We start from the raw sequence: 17,950 nt of genomic DNA on the forward strand, positions 1-17,950 counted from the left end.
AAACACTAAAAAAACAGAATCAAAGATCCAGCAGCCAGCTGTGCTGGGGATCGTTATGAAATTGCCAGGCGCGCTTCGGCCCGGCCATTACGTTCAGGTAATAGGACTCGTAGCCATACGGCACACTGACCGGGTGATAGCCCTTGGGCACGGTCACCAGATCGTTGTTTTCCACGGCCATCGACTGATCAAGGCTGCGATCATCGGTGTACACGCGCTGGAACACGAAACCCTGAGGTGGGTTGATCTGGTGGTAATAGGTTTCTTCCAGAAAACTTTCGTGCGGCAGGTCGTCCTGATCGTGTTTGTGCGGTGGATAACTCGACGAATGCCCGGACGGTGTGCGCACTTCCACCACCAGCAATGAATGCGCTGGCTCAGTATCGGGAAGGATGTCGCAGACATAACGGGTATTGGCCGCCTTGCCCCGCGTGCTGCGTTTCATGCTGCCGGGAGTGATCAAGCGCGCAGACAGATTTTTCGTGACATCGCCAGGGGCTGCGCAGACCGCGACCTGCACAGCGCTGAGCGCGGTTATTTGGGCTTGGCTATGGGGCGGCAGGTACACCGCGAACGGCGATTTATCTTCGAAGACCGACTTGCGATCTCCGATGTTTTCCCACTGAAAACCACCCTGCCCCGGCGCCTCACCCTTGATGCTAACCCGCCCGCTGAGCAGGACCAGACACAGTTCTTTGTCCCCGGCACTGACTGGCAGACTTTCGCCGACCGTCAGACGATAGGCGGCGAAGCCCACGTACTCCAAAACTCCAGCACCGAGTTCGACCAGGGTGCGGCCTTCAGGCTTGCTTTTGACCAACAGGCTCATTGTCCGGCGCTCCTTTTCTGAGCATGGGTCAGCAGACCGCGCAACGTTTCGTAGCCTTTTTTTGCGTAGGCGTAACTCGGCGCGACAGCCGGATCCTGCTCCGCCTCGACCACCAGCCAGCCGCTGTAGTCCGCAGCCAACAGCACGTCGAGCAACGCTGCGAAGTCGATATCGCCATCCCCCGGCACGGTGAATGTGCCGTTGATGATGCAGTCGGGGAAGCTCCACAGGTTGTTGCGCGCCAGTTGCACGACCGGCTTGCGCACGTCCTTGAAGTGCACATGGCAGATGCGCTGGAGGTGTGTTGTCAGCACCTGCAACGGCTCGCCTCCGCCCATATAGCAATGACCCGAATCGAACAACAGCCCGACTTCATTGCCGGTCAAGGCCATCAATTTATCGATGTCCTGCGGCGATTCGACGTAGGCACCCATGTGGTGGTGATAGGCCAGGCGTACACCTTGGGACAGGGTGAAACGTGCCAACTCGGTGAGTTTGTCGGCGTATTCCTGCCAGGCCTGATCGCTGTGAAAGCGCGGTCGTTCAACCAGCGGGATGCGCTGGCCTTGAATCGAGTCGGCGACCTCGCCGTACACTAAAACGTTGGCGCCGTTTTCGGCGAGCAACTGAACATGACCGGCAATGGCCTCGATTTCCTCCGCAACAGAACGTCGGGCCAGACGGCTGGAATACCAACCGGACACCAGTGCCAGATCGTAAGGACGCAGTACATCGCCGACACCCTTGGCGTCCTTGGGGAACTTGCCGTTGAGTTCGAAGCCTTCGTAGCCGATCTCCTTGCCTTCGCTGAGGGCCGTGCTTAAAGGTGTTTCGCCACCGAGGGCTGGCAGGTCATCGTTGCTCCAGGAGATCGGGTTGATGCCAATCCGGATCGCTGAAGGGCCGGTGGGAGAGAGCGCGGAAACGGGCATGGCTGCACCTTTTTTGTTTTCAACGGACAGGTTTCAAATCACAGCGGCGACGTCAGGTACGAGCCTCACGCCAGGACTCGATTAAGAACACGAAGGTGCTTTGCACGCGGCTGATCAAGGTCGCGTCATCGATTTCGCCAGCCATCCAGGCCCGACTCGGCGCCTGAAAGATCGTCCGCCCCACGGCAAAACCCCGGCAACTACTGCTGTGGCGAGCTTGCTTGAAGCCATTTGCCAACGCTTCGACAGGCGCGTTCAAGCCCAGCAACACCACTCCTCGGCAATAAGGATCACGCTCACGGATCAACTCATCGAGTTGCTGCCAGACCTCGGCGGTCTGCGCTTCGATCTTCCACCAGGCGGGGAAAATGCCCAGGTTGTACAGGCGTTTCAGCGCGCGATAGAGCACATCGGGATGGCGGGACGGGTGATCTTTGGGCGGAATTATTTCCAGTAGCAGCTCATGCCCGCTGACGTGTGCGGCCTGGTACAGCCCCATGAGCTGTGCCTCTTGCTCCAGACGCAACAGCGGCTCGTCATCGGGATGAAATTGCACCAGGCACTTGATGATGTGTTCCTGAGGCCAGCTCAGCAGATTGCTGCCGATGGAGCGACCATGTTCGAACATCAGCGGCCGTGAGCCCTGCACCTCCACTGGGCGGGCGACCCACCAGCCTCGACCGGTAGCGGCGTTTAGTGAATCCTGCCCAAAACGCTGATCAGCCAACACCCCGACATCGGCGTCGATGCCCCGCTGTTTCAAATCAATTTCGACCCGCTCCACTGCCTGAATAAATAGCTGTTTGAGCTGACTGATGCTGCTCAGGTCACGACCCGCCTTCTGGGCCAGTTCCACCAGTTGCCCACGATGATCGAAGGCAAAGATAAACAGCTGCTTCCATTGTTTACGCGGCACGCTGACTTGATGCAGGCGCTGCAGCATCGGGTCCTGGTCCGGGCGAGTAATCGGCACCGGGCTGTTGAACAGATAATCAAGTTCCGCCGGGGTCGGCATGGCGGGTGCGCAGGCATGCCGGGACACCACCAGACCACCGCAGGCATTGGCCAACTGGCAGCAACGCTCGTCGCTGGCATCGTTCAGCCAACCACTCAGATAACCCGACATGAAAGCGTCGCCAGCCCCCAGAACGTTCAGTACTTCAACCCGCACGCCGGGGTAGATCGCGCCATCTTCGAGGCAGGCCGGAATTACCCCGTGAATCACCGTACAGCCTTGCGGGCCGAGCTTGACCACCAGTGTCGCGGCAGTCAGTCCACGCACCGTGCGCAACGCACTGAGCAGGTCGCTGCAACCGCCAGCCATCAAAAACTCTTCTTCGGTACCGACGATCAGGTCGAAGCGCGGCAGAATTCGCTGCACATGCCGGCTGACCTTTTGATCAGCGACGAACCGGGTTTCGCCATCGGCTTTGCTTGCCAAACCCCACAACACCGGGCGGTAGTCGATATCGAGGATGCGTTTGACGTTGTGTTTTTCGGCGTAATCAAGTGCCTCGCTGCTGGCCTTGAATACCTGATCGGTGGAGAAATGGGTGCCGGTGATCAACAGCGCTTTACTGGAAGCAATCAGCGTTTCACTGATGTCCTCGCTGCGCAGCGCCATGTCTGCGCAGTTTTCGCGATAGAACACCAAAGGAAAGGTTTCGCGGTCCTTGAGACCCAGCAGAACCAGGGCGGTCAAGCGTTCCGGATCGACCTTGACCCCGCTGACGTCACACCCTTCCCGGACCAGTGACTCGAGAAGGAAGCGGCCCATATGGTCGTCGCCGACCCGGCTGAGCATGGCGGATTTGAGCCCCAAACGAGCCGTACCGAATGCGATGTTCGCCGACGAGCCACCGAGGTATTTGGCAAAACTGCTGACATCTTCCAACCGTGCACCGACCTGCTGCGCGTAAAGATCGACGCCGAGGCGTCCGAGGCAAATCAGATCCAGTTGACGCCCACTGGCAAAACGAGTCTGGCCCATGCTGGCTCCTGTTATTTTTATCAGCCTGCGTTGCGCGCCGAGGTTGCGCGAAACGCTCTTGGTGGGTGCAGACTAGAACGTCTGTCGACGCCGATCAATATTTATTCTATAAATTTTTTATTTAGAATGTTTTTTCCAATGCGCGTTAGTGTAAGGGCACTTCGTGCTAAACAGACGAGGATATAACTCACAACCCCTGTAAACTGCACAGTCTATTGTCAGGGGCACAGAGCCGGTTCTTTCGGCGCGCAATGCCTTATAAGAGCAAGCCAGAAGGATTGAATCGTATGCCCAGCACTGATCAGCACGCCTTGCCCGAAAACAGCGCCGACATGCCTCCAGCGAACGCCAAAAGTCTGCTCAAGCTGATCACCACTGAATACGAAAACTTGCCGCGTCAGCTCAAGCGCATTGCGGCCTACATGAGCCAGCAAAGCGACCGAATCATGGTCGACCGCATCAGCGATATCGCCCGCGAATGCGAAGTGCATCCGTCGGCCATCGTGCGGTTTTCCCAGCGGTTCGGTTTCAGTGGCTTCAGCGAAATGCAGGCGCTGTTTCGCGAGGCCTATACCCACAAGACCACTCCGGTTCAGAACTACCAGCAGCGCATCCGCAGCATGATCGCCAACAAGTCACAGAAAGCCAGCGGCGGCGACCTGGCACGTGACTGTGTGAATGCCACGCTGTCCGGGCTGGAGCGTCTGGGCGCAGAACTGGATGATGAAGCCTTCGATAAAGCGGTTGATCTGGTGGTCAACGCCGACAATATCTATGTGGTTGGTGTGCGTCGGTCCTTCGCGGTCGCCGATTACTTGGTGTACAACCTGCAGCACACCAACAAGCGCATCCACCTGATCTCAGGCCTGGGCGGCAGCTATCGCGAGCAAATGCGCAGCGTGCGCGCCAACGACCTGGTCATCGCCATCAGCTTCACCCCCTATGGCAAAGAAACCCAACACTGCCTGCGTATTGCCCAGCACAATCAAGCCAAGACCCTGATCATCACCGACAGCAACCTCTCCCCTCTGGCCAAACGCGCCAACGCAATACTGCTGGTCAACGAAGGCAGCTCCTTCGCCTTTCGCTCCCTGAGCGCAACGCTGTGCTTGTGCCAGGCGTTGTTCATCGCCGTGGCTTATCGGCTGGAGTTGAAAGTCGATCAGATACATGAGCAGGTAGGGTTTGAGGATTAGGCTCGAGCAACGGCCGACAGGTTCAGGGCGCACTTTATTCACGACCCCTCCAAAACAAAAGCATGCAATTCAAATGACTATAAGCTGTACAAAAATAAAATTTCGTACAACTAATTACAGCTTTTTAGACCAAAATACGTATGATGGCCTTCTAGCATAACCCCATGTAAGAGGGCTTCTGTTCGCCACATTGGCTACGGACCAGGCGCTTTTACCCATGCCTTTTTCCTGAGCCAGGTGCAGCATGCTATTTTCCTCACGTAAAAAAACTATACATGACTTGCAGCAAATCATTGCCCAGCAAGCCAGTCTGCTGCAGGCCATCGACCGCTCCATGGCGGTCATCGAGTTCGACTTGAATGGCACCGTGCTCAGCGCCAACGACAACTTTCTCAATACCCTGCGTTATCGACGAGAGAGTGTGATCGGTAAAGAACACCGATTGTTCTGCACTTACGAGTACGGTCACAGCGACGAATACACGCAGCTGTGGTCACGTCTGCGGGCGGGGGATTTCGTGTCCTCGACTTTTCGCCGCGTCGCAGGCGATGGGCAACCTGTCTGGCTCGAAGCCAGTTATAACCCGGTCAAGGACGCCATGGGCAAGGTGGTAAAAGTCGTAAAATATGCCCTGGACGTCACTCAGAAAGTCCAATTGGAAGCTGAGGCGCGAAACAAGCTTCAGGCCATCGACCGCTCCATGGCAGTGATCGAGTTCGATCTGGATGGACGCATTCTCGCCGCCAATGGAAACTTTCTGAAACTGGTGGGCTACACCCTGACTGAACTGCTAGGTCAGCATCACCGAATGCTGTGCCCGCCCGAACTGATCAACAGTGATGAGTACGCGAATTTCTGGCGATGCTTGAACACGGGTGAGTTTTTCAGTGGCCAGTTCAAGCGGGTTGGCAGGCGCGGCCAGACCCTCTGGATGGAGGCCAGTTACAACCCGGTATACGACGCCAGCGGCAAATTGTGGAAGGTGGTCAAATTCGCCTCCGATATCACCGCACGCGTCGAACAACATGAACAGGATGCGCGTAGCGCCGCGCAGGCATTTCACATTTCGGTCGAGACACAAAAAGTCACCGAGCAAGGCTCACAAGTGATTCAGCAGGCCGCCAGTGAGATGCGCCAGATATCCCTGAATATCGAAAATTCCTCCCGGATCATCACCCAGTTGGGTGAACGCTCGGACCAGATCAGCGCCATCGTCAATACCATCCGCAGCATCGCCGACCAAACCAATTTGCTGGCCCTCAATGCAGCCATTGAAGCCGCTCGGGCTGGAGATCAGGGTCGAGGATTCGCAGTGGTTGCCGACGAAGTCCGGCAACTGGCAGGGCGTACCAGTCGCTCCACCGCAGAAATATCAGACATGATTCAGGTGATCCAGAGCGAAACCCAGTTGGCCATAGACAGCATGAACAATACACGGGCCACCGCAGCCAAAGGTGTGGAACTGGCGGATCAGGCCGGCTCGGTCATTGTGCAAATCAGCGACGGTACAAGCCATGCCGTGGATGCAGTGAGGATGTTTGCTCATCAGGATGTGGCGCGCTGAAAACAAGCGCTTCAGCACCACTGAACAGCTCCGCTCATCGGTTGCTTATCTCATTCGTTAAACCTTTTAGGGTCCATGACTTCAAATCCTTTGTGAGGTGCCAAGACCTCGCCGCAGCACGCATTCATAGCGCGTGATCGGTTAGCCTTACCGAGCCTTGTTGTTTATCCGTCTGAGGTACTCAAGCATGAAGCGCTATTCTTCTATCCTTCGAGTGACCGGTTTTGCTCTGTTGTTCGGTATGGCCTGCGCGCCTGCCTATGCGGCTTACCCGGCGGTCTTTGTTGACCATGCCTCGGCCAAAAGCATGGCAGTAATCCAGACCAGCCAACTGGCGCTGGAAAAAAGCCAATCCGAGGATGTGAAAAACTTTGCTCAACTGATGATTAAGGACCACACCGACGCCAACCAGAAACTGGCCACCGTCGCTAAAGCATTGAAGGTACCGTTGGCGCGCGAAACCGAGCTGATGGATCGCACCAAGAACATGATTCTTCAGTACCGCGGTGCGTCGTTCGACAACGCCTACGTCAGCAACCAGGTGAAGGCGCATGAGGCCATCATCCAGTTGTTTGAAGATGAAGTAAGAACATCGCAGACGCCAGCACTCACTGCCTTCGCCAAAGAGACATTAATCACGTTGCAGGAGCACCTGAAAATGGCGAAACAGCTCCAGGCTAAATACAACGAGTGAACTCAACCCGCTGCACGCGCCTCACAGGCAAACCAAGCACTCCACATGGCCCTACTCAACAGGCTCATACGCGGTCGAAGCCCTTTTCGCCTTCTCTCGACTGCCGCAGATACTCATCTGGCACCAGCGTCGACGACCATTTTTCGAGGTATCGAGAAACAGCCAGTCGCAGGCAAGGGTTGAACAGAGCTTGAGCCGGGCCAACTCTGGAGATGTTAATAATGAGGCTGCCTGCACCGCCAAGCGACCGATCAGGCTTGCTATCACTTCTTCCAGCGTGTGGCTACGACACCACACCCATGTCGTAGCGCCCTCCACCAACGCCAATTGACGGTAAGGCGCTGCATCTACCAAGGCTTTATTAAGGGAATCAAGGGCTGCGGGAGTTATCCGGTGCCCCTCGGCAATAGGGAAAAATAACCCATATAGCTGTTCGCGAAACGCGATCATCTGCTGATAAGCATTGTTCTGCTGATAAGACGAAGCCGGGATCAATGCCAGAAGATGGTCGCGTTCAGCCGTACTGATCAAGTTCGCATGCTGAAACCAATAAATGACGTCCTCCAGGGTCAACAAGCTTTCGGCAACTTCGCCCAATGACGTTCCTGGTCGGCGGCCATTGCAACTGTTTAAAAAATCCAGCACCGCCATACCCCCCACCAAGCGAAGCGAATGTATGCTCATAAGACGAAGAGGCATGGCGAACTCCTGTCACTGTTTAAAAAACAATAATGACAGAGAAAAACGGCTTGCCAATTATTTTAGACGGGGCGTTCCAATGTGATGCCGAACGGTTCGGTCAGCCCCGCAGACGCGTGCACATCCATGACACGATGATATCCACTGCCTCCTCGACGGTCACACAATCAGACGGTATATACAGTTCAGGGCATACCGGCGCCTCATAAGGGGAGTCGATCCCTGTGAAGTCACGGAGTTGCCCGTTCCTGGCTTTGCGATACAGCCCTTTAGGGTCCCGCGCCTCGACCACGCTCAAGGGCGCATCGACAAACACTTCGACGAATCGATCATTGCCAATGATCGAGCGAGCGTGATGACGTGAGACCGAGGTCGGTGAGATCAGCGCCACAATCACCATTAATCCCGCATTGACCATGAGTGCAGCAACTTCGGCAACACGACGAATATTCTCAGCGCGGTCATCCAGGGTAAATCCCAAATCTTTGCACAGACCGGTCCTGAGCGAATCACCGTCGAGAACGCAAGAGGGGCAACCGGCGGACTGCAGCACGCTGTACAACGCACCGGCAATAGTCGACTTTCCTGAAGCCGACAAGCCGGTTAACCACACGACAACGGAGGCCTGTTTGAAGTCGGTAATGTCAGGCTCGCTAACGGTGGAAGAAAAAAAGTTAAACGTCGAAGTCGAGCCCACGCACTGAGTTTTCATGAAGCACCGTCCCTGGTTTAGAGGCCACTCATTGGTAATGGATCAGTCGCTTTGGCGCACGTTAGGCAGCATGGCGACCACCACCAGTTGCACCAACAGAAATATTGAAATGAACATGTAAAGGGGGGCGAACGAGCCCAGTACATCTTTGCAAACCCCACCCAGAAAGTTGCCGCACACCCCGCCTAGTCCAATCAGCACATTGGCGATCCCGAACGCTTGGGTCAGACGACTGACACCCACGATCTGGCCGATATACGTAGGCACCAGGCCGAAAACCGGATAGAACGCCAGGGCAAAAAGAAAGCCGGCAACATAAAAATAGCCCTCACTGTTGAAGTGATAGACGCAGAGGCTCGCCACACAGGCGCTGGTGAAACACAGGATCAACGCCAGACGAGCGCCGATTCGATCAGCGATCCAGCCCACCAGAAAGCCGGCCGCCATACCCACCGCTCCAATAGTCGACCAGACCAGGCCTGCGGTGGAGGCGGAGATGCCGAGTTCCTCGCGCATGAACGGGGCCAGGTAGGTTTGAAAGGGCAGCAGAGTCAGGCCATTGAGAAAAGCAACCAGCCACATCAAATAGAGGGAGCCGCTCAGCCATTCCTGATCGCTCGGCTCGACAACCGATTCCTTACTCGACGGAATGGCCGGTGATGGCGTGTTGCGCAGTAAGAAGTAAGCCAGGACGCATAACCCCAAGGACACCAGGCCAGCGGTCAGCCAGATATTTCGCCAACCACCCTGCAAGGTGAGTGAGCTGACCAGCAAACCGTTAATGAACACCCCGTAACTGGTGCCACTGGAAATCAGCCCCATGACGCGCGCGCGCTTGTTGGCCGAGAAGCTTTTGGTCACGATCTCTGCCAGCGGGATATAGGCCGATGCTGAACAGCCGCCGAGCAGTATCAACAACGCACCCGACAACCAGATGTTGTTGCTCATGGCCAGACCCAATAGCGACAGGGCTGTGACGAGGGTCGAATAGAGGCTTATTTTCCACCCCTGGAAAAATCTCCCGAGGTAGCTGGTCAGAACCGAAAAGCTCAAAAACCCTACCTGCGCGCCCCCGGTTATCAGGCCCACGGCGGTATAGCCGAACCCCAGGTCACGGCGCATATCGACCACCAGACTGGCGAACAGGTACACGCCAAAACCATAAGTGCTGGCGACAAAACCTGTCAGCACGATTGCCAGAACGACCCCATTGACGCCCGGAGCCCGTGCATCTATCGCGTAGGTTGTCATTGATCTTTCCTCTCGAAGTTGATGTTCTGCCGACGATTGAATGCCTGTTACAGCGCGATGGCCGTATGAACAATGAAATCGCTGTTCATGGCATCGTAAATCGGTTTGAAATCACCGTAGGATCGGGGCTGACTGAACGCTGCCTGCGCTATTTCATCGCTCAGTTGCTGGGGAAGAATGGGGTAAACCCGCAACCGGAAAGTGGCGCTATCACTGAAGGTGTACACGAACTCGCAAACATGGTCGTTCACCTCGCCGACGCTCACATGAGCGGTTTTACCGCAGTAGTAATACCGACCAGACGTCTTGAACTTACCAGCCCGTATAGCCTGAAAGTTGCGCTGATCAATGATCAGCAAACCACCCGGGTTCAATAGACTTCTGAAACGCTGAAGCACCTGATGTCGCGCCGTGTCATCGAACACGTGACACAGCGAGCTACCCAGACAGACCACGGCATCGAATTTACCCAGGACCTCGCTGTCCAGCTCCAGCCAATCGGATTGGCGAATAGGAATACTCAAACCATGCCGACGAAAATTGACTTCAGCGCGCTTGACCATCGTCGGGCTGCCGTCACAGGCCACCACATGAAACCCCGCCTTGCGCAACTGCACCGCGTGAAAACCGCTGCCCGTGGAGACATCCAACACCTTGAAAGCACCCGCCTTGCGCAGCAGATCGATGAAAAAAGTGCCCTCACCTTCGGATCGCTTTTGCCAATCGATCAACTCGTCCCAGCGACTGACAAAGTCATCGTCGTATTGATGAGCATAATCGGCGTCGGGATAGGCGCCGGAACCTGCTTTGGCTTTGGCGTCGGGAGCGTTAGTGCTGGCAGCATCATCATCTGTCACGGTAAACGTGGACATGGCTTGATTCCTTTCAAGGGGGGCGGTTACCAGGCTCTATCAGCGTAGGCTTTGTATTTGTGTGCCAGCTCGACGGACCACTGGCGTGCATCGTGAAGTTCCATTTTGGGCATGGAGAAGCCCAGCAGCGTCTCCATAACGGCCATCTGTTCCGACTCGAACGTCACACTGGCGTCGGCTTTTATCGATTCGATACCGTCTTGGCGTTGACAGCTTCGGTTGATCTCAATGGCGTCAGCCCGGGAAACACCGCGGGGCAGTGAAAGCTGCACCCGACCCAGGCCAATTCTCACTGGATAACCACCCGGCAGGCCGTTTGGGCCGGGCGCGTGTGCTTCCACTTCGTCAGTGGAGAGAATATTGCTGATTACCGTGACCGCCGAGGCTGCTGTCAGAAACTGTCCCGCTACCCCTCCCAAGCGCCGAAAGTCCGTACGGACACACCGGAAAATCTCGGCATCCTGGAATTTCCCCGTCTGGTCGACACCCTTGATGCGGTAGGACAACGTGTAGTTGGCCTCACTCGGCAAACCACCGCGGGGCACGTAATGACTAAAGTAATGCTGTGCGATGAGTTTGACCTGGACCTGATCCGCGGTGCACTCGTCGAGTTTGGCGATCGCTGAACGTATCGCCGGGACAAGATTGGCTACATTGCCTATGCCGACATCGGGTGCCATGCCGACCTTGTCCAGCACGACGTTGACCGCATCGGGAAACGCAGCATTGATGGTCACTGACCTGACACAGGACTGTTTCACCGCACGCATCAAGTCGTATGCGGGCACGAGGTGCATCGGTAGCCAGGGGCCAAACTGCGCTTGATCCAAGGCAACGAAAAAAGGCGTGGGCAGCTCGGTGATTATTCGCCATGACTGCAAGGTCGCGCAGTTGACGATGATATCGGGCCTGATCTGAGCGATGGATGCGGCCGTCCTGGAGATATCGCACAGATCCATCTCGATGGGAGTGATTGAACTGACCACGCCCAGTTGCAATGCACCGAGACGTATCAGGTTGCACAACCCCGTGGTTTTCTCCAGATTCCGGCTAGCAACGTAAACGTGAAACGTGTCACGCGGGGCCAGAATCTGCAGGATCTGCAGACACAAATTGCCACCCCCGACGATGAGTAATTTTTTCCTGTGCATGGCCGTCTCCTGTTGTTTTTTATTCGCTATCGAGGGTAGGCGCCGTTATCCACAGCAACGATTTTCCCGGTCAGGTGCCGGCTTTTTTCTGACAGCAAAAAAACGATCACATCGGCCACGCCAGCGGGAGTGATCGGGTCTTTGATCACCTCTTGGCGCTCGTATTCTTCTCGTCGGTAATCGGGGATCATGGCGTGAATTGCCGTTTCGCGAACCAGGGCCGGCGAGACGGCATTCACCCGGATGTAAGGAGCGAAGTTCCAGGCGTTGGCTTTGGTCAAGCCGATCACCCCTGCTTTGGTAGCACCGTATAACGCATCACAACTGCCGACCTCTCCCGCCACCGAAGTGATGTTGACGATACTGCGAAATGCTTTGGATTCCATTTCCCCTTCTGCAAAGTCTTTGGACAGGTACACCAGAGCTTTAAGATTGACAGTCCAGATTTCGTCGATTTCGCTATCGGTATAGTGATAAACACTTTTGCCGTGATACAGCCCCGCGTTATTGATCAGCGCGTACAGCGACGTGTGCTTCTTATACAAACCAGGAATGAACGATTTGATCGTGGTGAATTTGGAAAAATCCGCGAACTGAATCTCCAGCTGCTCACACCCGACTTCCGCGGCCAGGCACTCAAGCCCGCCCCGGTCCTTGTCTGCGGCAATCACGTAGAAACCTTCGGTAATGCATGCCTTGACCGTCGCTTTGCCAATGCCATTAGCGGCACCGGTGATCACTACCTTTTTCATCAGGATTACCTCAGTGGGTGAACTGATTCATGCGTTCATAAAACGGCCGGTGATAGTCGTAATACGCCATTAATCGAGGGATACGTTTTAGCGCGTCAGCATCAAAGTCCGAGGCCGGGGTCGCGGTTATCCCCGTGCTGTTTTCAGCGTCCTCATGCCAGCGCCTCCACGGTAGCCATTGGGGTGGGCAGGCCTTATTCCAGTTGAGGGCCTGAGGCAAATACTCAATTTTCAGGTGCTCGCACAACCTGCGTACTGTCGCCTCGGGGTTGCGGGCCAGGTCATCGGCATTGATGACGTAGGGGATTTTTCCGGTGAGTCTGGTCACCTCACAGAACACTTCATAAAGTGCTTTATGCCCAATGGCACTGAGGGGCATCTCCGGAAAAATAGCGAAATGCGAAAGAATTGAACGACCCGGCTCGCGAATAATGAATATGTTCTCTTGCTCGATCAAAAACTCCCGGTCTGTCTTTAGCTCACGGAGGCAGTGGTAGCACATGTCTTTATGGAAGACGTGGCTGCGCTCGCGTGCCGAACGCAATAGCGCTTTGATCGCGACATAGGTTGTGGGCAGCCCGCAATCGAGGTTGTCCGAAGGGATCGCGGAGTGGTCATCGAAAGCCATATGCGCAAAGGGTTCGTGAAACACTTCAAAATCCCTGCGTTCGATAAACACACGCTCCAGCACAGTTGAGCGTGATCGAGGGTGAGCCCAGAGCGCGATCATTTTGTTCATGCTGAAGCTCGCAACAAAACAGCCTGATCGGCGGTCTGTCCGGACCGAGACACGGCTCCGGTGAAAGGCACGCTCATCGGCAGCGCCTGGCTCGCCCCCTGGATGAAGTCCGACAGCCGCTGATGTGCAAAAACGGCTTCACTATGAGCGCAGATAAATGCCGGGTGACGGGCAAAATCGCGGGCAGCGATAGACTCTTCAAAACGAGCATCGCGGAAATAAGGGATCTTCATCAACTTATGGAGAACCGCGCGAGGGACGCGCGAAGCCGAAGGTTGTACCGAACAACCGATGTTTTCGCGCTGCACCAGAAACTCAATAGTTTCCGGCGTCAGCGTGTAGCAGGTTTCACGCTCCCCGGTTTTTTCCAGGTGCCAGCAACGACTGATTTCGCCGGGCATACGGTCAACCTTGATGCTGGAGATCAACAGTCGGGCCGGACTATTGGACCGCAACAAAAGGGCCTGAATAGCGTGATAAATCGCTATTTCTGCCCAGCGCTTATCCACAGGCGTTAGCTCAATCCCGCGCTCACGGGCTTGCGTGTCCAAGAGTGACTCGGCGCCAAACCGGCCGATCATGAATGTAATCACGTAGCGTGCGCCGCTCACGTCCGTACCGTTGTGCAAAGCAGCTGCCTGACCCAGACGAATGGCCCTCAGGCAGGCAGCAAACTGCGAAACGGTGAAACAAAACGTGTTGTTGATTGAGCACCCTTGCGCGACCAGTTGCTCAATGGCGTCGTAACCGGCCTGGCTACCCGGAACCTTAATCATTACATTGGGGGCGATTTTCGTCAGTGCCAGCCCCTGCTGGACCATACGTTCGGCGCAATGAATGTCATTGACGTCGACCTGAGCCGAGAACCAACCCTGGCGGTGCCAGGTTTGTTGCCACAACGGGTTCAACAAAGATGCACCTTGGGCAATCAACTCGGTATAGAGCCTGTCCTGAACGTGCGCGGCGCTGAGTGTCTGACTCAGTGCCTGAATGCGCGGCACCCACATTGACGATTCGTCGATAATAGCGGCGGTGACCAGCCGGGGGTTAGTGGTCACGCCACTGACCCCAGACGGACTGCAGGAAAACAGCTCAGGTAACAATTCATTGATGTAATCGCTAACAGTCGGATAGCGGTGCAATAACTGTTGTTTGAACGCCGAGTAGCCTGTTGGAGAAGAGTCCCACCACACTTCGGAGTTGGCATTAAAACTTTTTAGAAGGCGAACAAAATCCCGGTCGTCCATGCTAATGATCTCCTTCGTTATCGAAATGGATTCACGCCATCAAGCCATGCAGTTGATTCATTCTGGAAAAGGTCACGGCACCCGCCTTTTTCAGTTCGGGATGTCGATCAGGAGGACCGAACCCCAACACCCGTATCCCGGCAGCCACCGCGGCCTGAACACCGGGAATGCTGTCTTCTATGACCAATGCCCGATCAGGATTGACGCTGTTGCTCAGACACGCTGTCTGAAAAACCAGCGGATCAGGCTTCCAGGTACCCACGTCGTAACAGCTGAAGACCTTGCCTTCAAACCAGGGCCACAAGCGGGTCAATTTCAAACACTGTTCGATCTTCGAACGCGGTGCGCTAGAGGCCACACACAGGCGAGTATTGAGGCTCGACACCAGATCAATAATGCCTTCTGTGGCCTGCAAATCGGTTGTATAGAGACTTAAGGCCTGCTCCCTGAGCACGGTTTCAAAATAGAGTGGCAGCACGGTCGAATACTCATCCTGAAGTTCATCAAGACACGTATTGATCTTGCGCCCTCTAAAACGTCGGATGCAGTCGTTGATCTCCAGCGGAGGCCACTCGGGACGTCTATCGAGCAGGTGGGCATTGAATAACTTTGCCAATACGCTGAGGGTAATTTCTTCGCTCTGGACCAACACGCCGTCGCAATCAAAGATGATCAGGTCAGGCAGGTTTTCAATAGGTAAGGCGTCAATAATGCAAGGGGTTGGAGTGATGTCTTGAGCATGACCGTAAGTGTGCATGTCCATCCCCGTTGACCGTCAGCCAATGTAACCGTTTAGAAACACAGATTGGATCCAATATTAAAACCTGTCAAAGGTGTTTTAGTGGCTCTTTAAGCACGAATATGAATTAAAAATATATTTTAATTCCCATTATTCAATTAATTTGATTAAGCCACTGATATATAAAGCATTTAGCTTGGCGCGGAAAACTTCCAATTACCCATATGAATAGCATGGATATCGTAAAACACTCGTTCGCTTATGATTTATATCCCCGTATACGGTCTTAACGTTCAAAATAATTCATATACGACATGATCCACGGCCGTCTGCATGAATAGCCGGCCTGCTGCTTCGGTCAGAAATCCAGCGTGGCGCGAGCAATCAGCTGGCGAGGTTCGCCAATGACGATGGCTGGCGAACCGAGACCACTGCTGGACACGTAATAGCGTTCGTCGAACACGTTTTTCAGGTTGAGCTGCAGCGTCAGGTCACGGTCTTTAATCTTCATTTTGTAGCTGACAAACGCATCGGCCACGGTCGAAGACGGCAAGTAATACTCGATGCCAGCACCATCGTTCACCCCCCAGCGGCTGGCGTAACGGGCGCCCGCTCCAGCACGCAAGTCGCCCACACCGACATGGCCAAAGTCTCGGGTCAGGTACGCCGCCGCGGTGTGTTTCGACACACCGTCCAGGGGAGCACCTTCCAGGATCGGGTCTTTGAGCACCTCGGTGTCGGTGTACGCGTAGCTGCCAGTGATGCTCCAGAACTCGTCGAGCTGGCCGGTGATGTCTGCTTCAAGGCCACGGGACCGCACCTCGCCGGAGACCCGGGTGCAGATTTCAGTGCCGCAGGCTTCGCTGGTCTGCACGTTCTTCTTGTTGATCGTGAACAGCGCTACCGTAGTGGTGATCGCGTCATTTTCAAACTTGGTGCCAAACTCGTAAGCCTTGCCTTCTTCAGGTGGCAAGTCACCAATCGGCGTGGCGATCGAGGTGTTGGGGCGAAACGATTCGGTGTAGCTGCCGTACACCGACCAGTCAGGCTGAATCAGGTACACCAGCCCTACACGCGGCACGACGTTGCTGTCCTTGACGTCGGCACCGACCACAAACGGTCGGCCCTTGCCGGTGATTTCATCGAATGCGTCGTAGCGCAGGCCACCTTGGACAATCCAGTGCTCGCCCAGGTGCATCGAGTCCTGCACGAAGAACGCATGGGTTTGCAGATGGTCACTCTGGTCACTGTTTGCTGCGCTGACCTTGCTAGGCAGCGGCGCCATGCCATACACCGGGGCGTTGTAGTTGAAGTCGGCACTGGCGGTGTTACGCAGCAGATCACCCAGATCCCGCTGGTTATTCATGTAGTCGGCGCCAATCAATACTTCGTGCAGCGTATCGCCCCAGTACAACTTGCCCAAGGTATTGACGGTGGCGGTATGGGCCGCCTGCACCGCATCGCGGGTCGCATCGGCGCGCCGGGTCACCAGACCGGTGTCGTTATTGGCCGACATGAACCGCGATTGATTGTCGTTGTAATAGTTGCGGCTGTAGCCGTAACCGGTATTGAGCGTCCAGCTGTCGTTCAGGCGATGCTCCATACGCAGGTCCACCGAATCCGAACGCCCGGCGGTGACGTTGAAGGGTTCGTCCAGGCGTCGATTGCGCGGGATGTCGAGCACCTTGCCGGTTTTCGGATTGATCTGCGTGCCTCGGTCGAATGGCACCGAATATTCCATGTGTTCGTAGGCGATAGAGACCTTGGTGTCCTCGCCATACCAGGCCAGCGACGGCGCAATCACTGTCTGATCGATGCTGCCGAAATTGCGCCAGTAATCGACGTTCTGTTTGTCGGCGATCAACCGGTAGGCCAGACCGCTATCGCCCAATGGCCCGGTGAGATCTATCTGCTCGCCTCCGCCACCAAAGCTGGAGCCGAATGCAGAGATCGAGTGAGCGGCTTCCAGCTGTGGCTTTTTGGTCACCACGTTGATGATCCCACCGGGGTCCTGCACGCCATACAACATCGACGCGGGGCCTTTTAGTACCTCGATACGCTCGGTGGTGGGCGTGAAATTACGCGCCTGCACTGATTGCATGCCGTCGCGCATGATCGAGTTGTCCCGGTTGGTGCCGAAACCGCGTTTCTGGATCGCGTCCTGAGTGCCGCCCAGGGTGTTGCCCTGTTTGACCCCGCTGACGGCATTGATCGCTTCGTCCAGACTCGCCGGCTGGCGGTCTTCGATGACCCGGTTGGTGACCACATTTACCGATTGCGGGACCTCCACCAGGCGCTCATCGGTGCGGGTAGCGACCGTGGCGCGCCGTGCCTGATAGCTTGTGCGGCTGCGCTCAAGTTCCTCGGCTTCGAGCGATTGAGCCTTGGCATCGATGTTGACCGCCTCAAGCTGCATCTCCTCGGCAAAGGCCATCGGCGCACTCAAGGCGCACAGCGTGACTGTCGCCGTGTACAGATTGCGCAGTCGATACGACAGAGGCGCAACCGCTGTCGACACGGGCACATAACAACCGGCTTGATGCTTTGTCATGAATAAACCAGAACTCTCGAATAGTGCTTTCG

The 17,950-nt window shown here is 55.6% G+C and carries 15 protein-coding genes and 2 pseudogenes; 4 read left to right on the plus strand and 13 right to left on the minus strand.

The window, feature by feature from the left end; all coding sequences use genetic code 11:
- Positions 1 to 19: 19 nt before the first annotated feature.
- Genes iolB through ACVBEG_RS17680 form a run of 3 tightly spaced genes read right to left on the minus strand, consistent with a single transcriptional unit; the run spans position 20 to position 3,751 of the window.
- Positions 20 to 829, minus strand: a complete 810-nt coding sequence (gene iolB, locus ACVBEG_RS17670; protein ID WP_322178329.1) for a 5-deoxy-glucuronate isomerase — start codon at positions 827 to 829, stop codon at positions 20 to 22.
- A complete protein-coding gene (gene iolE, locus ACVBEG_RS17675; RefSeq protein ID WP_322178328.1) occupies positions 826 to 1,761 on the minus strand; it encodes a myo-inosose-2 dehydratase in 936 nt (311 codons plus the stop codon). The genes iolB and iolE overlap by 4 nt, the downstream gene beginning before the upstream one ends.
- 52 nt (positions 1,762 to 1,813) lie before the next feature.
- On the minus strand, positions 1,814 to 3,751 hold the full coding sequence (locus ACVBEG_RS17680) for a bifunctional 5-dehydro-2-deoxygluconokinase/5-dehydro-2-deoxyphosphogluconate aldolase (RefSeq protein ID WP_323565723.1): 1,938 nt from the start codon (positions 3,749 to 3,751) through the stop codon (positions 1,814 to 1,816).
- Positions 3,752 to 4,038: 287 nt separating this feature from the next.
- Between ACVBEG_RS17680 and ACVBEG_RS17685 the strand changes: the two genes are divergently transcribed.
- The 4 genes and pseudogenes from ACVBEG_RS17685 to ACVBEG_RS17700 all read left to right on the plus strand — a co-directional run bounded on the left by ACVBEG_RS17685 (position 4,039) and on the right by ACVBEG_RS17700 (position 7,205).
- Positions 4,039 to 4,947 carry a MurR/RpiR family transcriptional regulator gene (locus ACVBEG_RS17685; protein ID WP_322178326.1) on the plus strand — a complete coding sequence of 303 codons (909 nt, stop codon included), beginning with the start codon at positions 4,039 to 4,041 and terminating at the stop codon, positions 4,945 to 4,947.
- 244 nt (positions 4,948 to 5,191) lie between these two features.
- Positions 5,192 to 5,965 (plus strand): annotated as a pseudogene (locus tag ACVBEG_RS17690) (PAS domain-containing protein); the annotation flags it as partial.
- A 108-nt stretch (positions 5,966 to 6,073) separates the two neighbouring features.
- Positions 6,074 to 6,511, plus strand: a pseudogene (locus ACVBEG_RS17695) (methyl-accepting chemotaxis protein); the annotation flags it as partial.
- 187 nt (positions 6,512 to 6,698) lie between these two features.
- A complete protein-coding gene (locus tag ACVBEG_RS17700) occupies positions 6,699 to 7,205 on the plus strand; it encodes a DUF4142 domain-containing protein (RefSeq protein WP_322178324.1) in 507 nt (168 codons plus the stop codon).
- Between the two features lie 51 nt (positions 7,206 to 7,256).
- Here ACVBEG_RS17700 and ACVBEG_RS17705 read toward each other — a convergent pair whose 3' ends face one another.
- The 10 genes from ACVBEG_RS17705 to ACVBEG_RS17750 all read right to left on the minus strand — a co-directional run bounded on the left by ACVBEG_RS17705 (position 7,257) and on the right by ACVBEG_RS17750 (position 17,801).
- On the minus strand, positions 7,257 to 7,904 hold the full coding sequence (locus ACVBEG_RS17705) for a CGNR zinc finger domain-containing protein (protein ID WP_322178323.1): 648 nt from the start codon (positions 7,902 to 7,904) through the stop codon (positions 7,257 to 7,259).
- A gap of 100 nt (positions 7,905 to 8,004) precedes the next feature.
- On the minus strand, positions 8,005 to 8,616 hold the full coding sequence (gene cysC / locus ACVBEG_RS17710) for an adenylyl-sulfate kinase (RefSeq protein WP_322178322.1): 612 nt from the start codon (positions 8,614 to 8,616) through the stop codon (positions 8,005 to 8,007).
- 42 nt (positions 8,617 to 8,658) lie between these two features.
- On the minus strand, positions 8,659 to 9,867 hold the full coding sequence (locus ACVBEG_RS17715; protein WP_447108153.1) for an MFS transporter: 1,209 nt from the start codon (positions 9,865 to 9,867) through the stop codon (positions 8,659 to 8,661).
- 47 nt (positions 9,868 to 9,914) lie between these two features.
- Positions 9,915 to 10,739, minus strand: a complete 825-nt coding sequence (locus ACVBEG_RS17720; protein WP_322178320.1) for a class I SAM-dependent methyltransferase — start codon at positions 10,737 to 10,739, stop codon at positions 9,915 to 9,917.
- 26 nt (positions 10,740 to 10,765) lie between these two features.
- On the minus strand, positions 10,766 to 11,890 hold the full coding sequence (locus tag ACVBEG_RS17725) for a hypothetical protein (RefSeq protein ID WP_322178319.1): 1,125 nt from the start codon (positions 11,888 to 11,890) through the stop codon (positions 10,766 to 10,768).
- A 26-nt stretch (positions 11,891 to 11,916) separates the two neighbouring features.
- A complete protein-coding gene (locus ACVBEG_RS17730) occupies positions 11,917 to 12,642 on the minus strand; it encodes an SDR family NAD(P)-dependent oxidoreductase (RefSeq protein ID WP_322178318.1) in 726 nt (241 codons plus the stop codon).
- Positions 12,643 to 12,652: 10 nt separating this feature from the next.
- Positions 12,653 to 13,381 carry a sulfotransferase-like domain-containing protein gene (locus ACVBEG_RS17735; protein ID WP_322178317.1) on the minus strand — a complete coding sequence of 243 codons (729 nt, stop codon included), beginning with the start codon at positions 13,379 to 13,381 and terminating at the stop codon, positions 12,653 to 12,655.
- Positions 13,378 to 14,628 (minus strand): transaldolase family protein, encoded by a 1,251-nt coding sequence (locus tag ACVBEG_RS17740; RefSeq protein WP_447108154.1) that lies wholly within the window; start codon positions 14,626 to 14,628, stop codon positions 13,378 to 13,380. Before ACVBEG_RS17740 ends, ACVBEG_RS17735 begins: the two co-directional genes overlap by 4 nt.
- A 31-nt stretch (positions 14,629 to 14,659) precedes the next feature.
- On the minus strand, positions 14,660 to 15,385 hold the full coding sequence (locus ACVBEG_RS17745; RefSeq protein WP_322178315.1) for an HAD family hydrolase: 726 nt from the start codon (positions 15,383 to 15,385) through the stop codon (positions 14,660 to 14,662).
- 340 nt (positions 15,386 to 15,725) lie between these two features.
- Positions 15,726 to 17,801, minus strand: a complete 2,076-nt coding sequence (locus tag ACVBEG_RS17750) for a TonB-dependent siderophore receptor (RefSeq protein WP_443696475.1) — start codon at positions 17,799 to 17,801, stop codon at positions 15,726 to 15,728.
- Between the last annotated feature and the right edge of the window lie 149 nt (positions 17,802 to 17,950).

It is taken from the genome of Pseudomonas sp. GG8 (genome assembly GCF_052976945.1).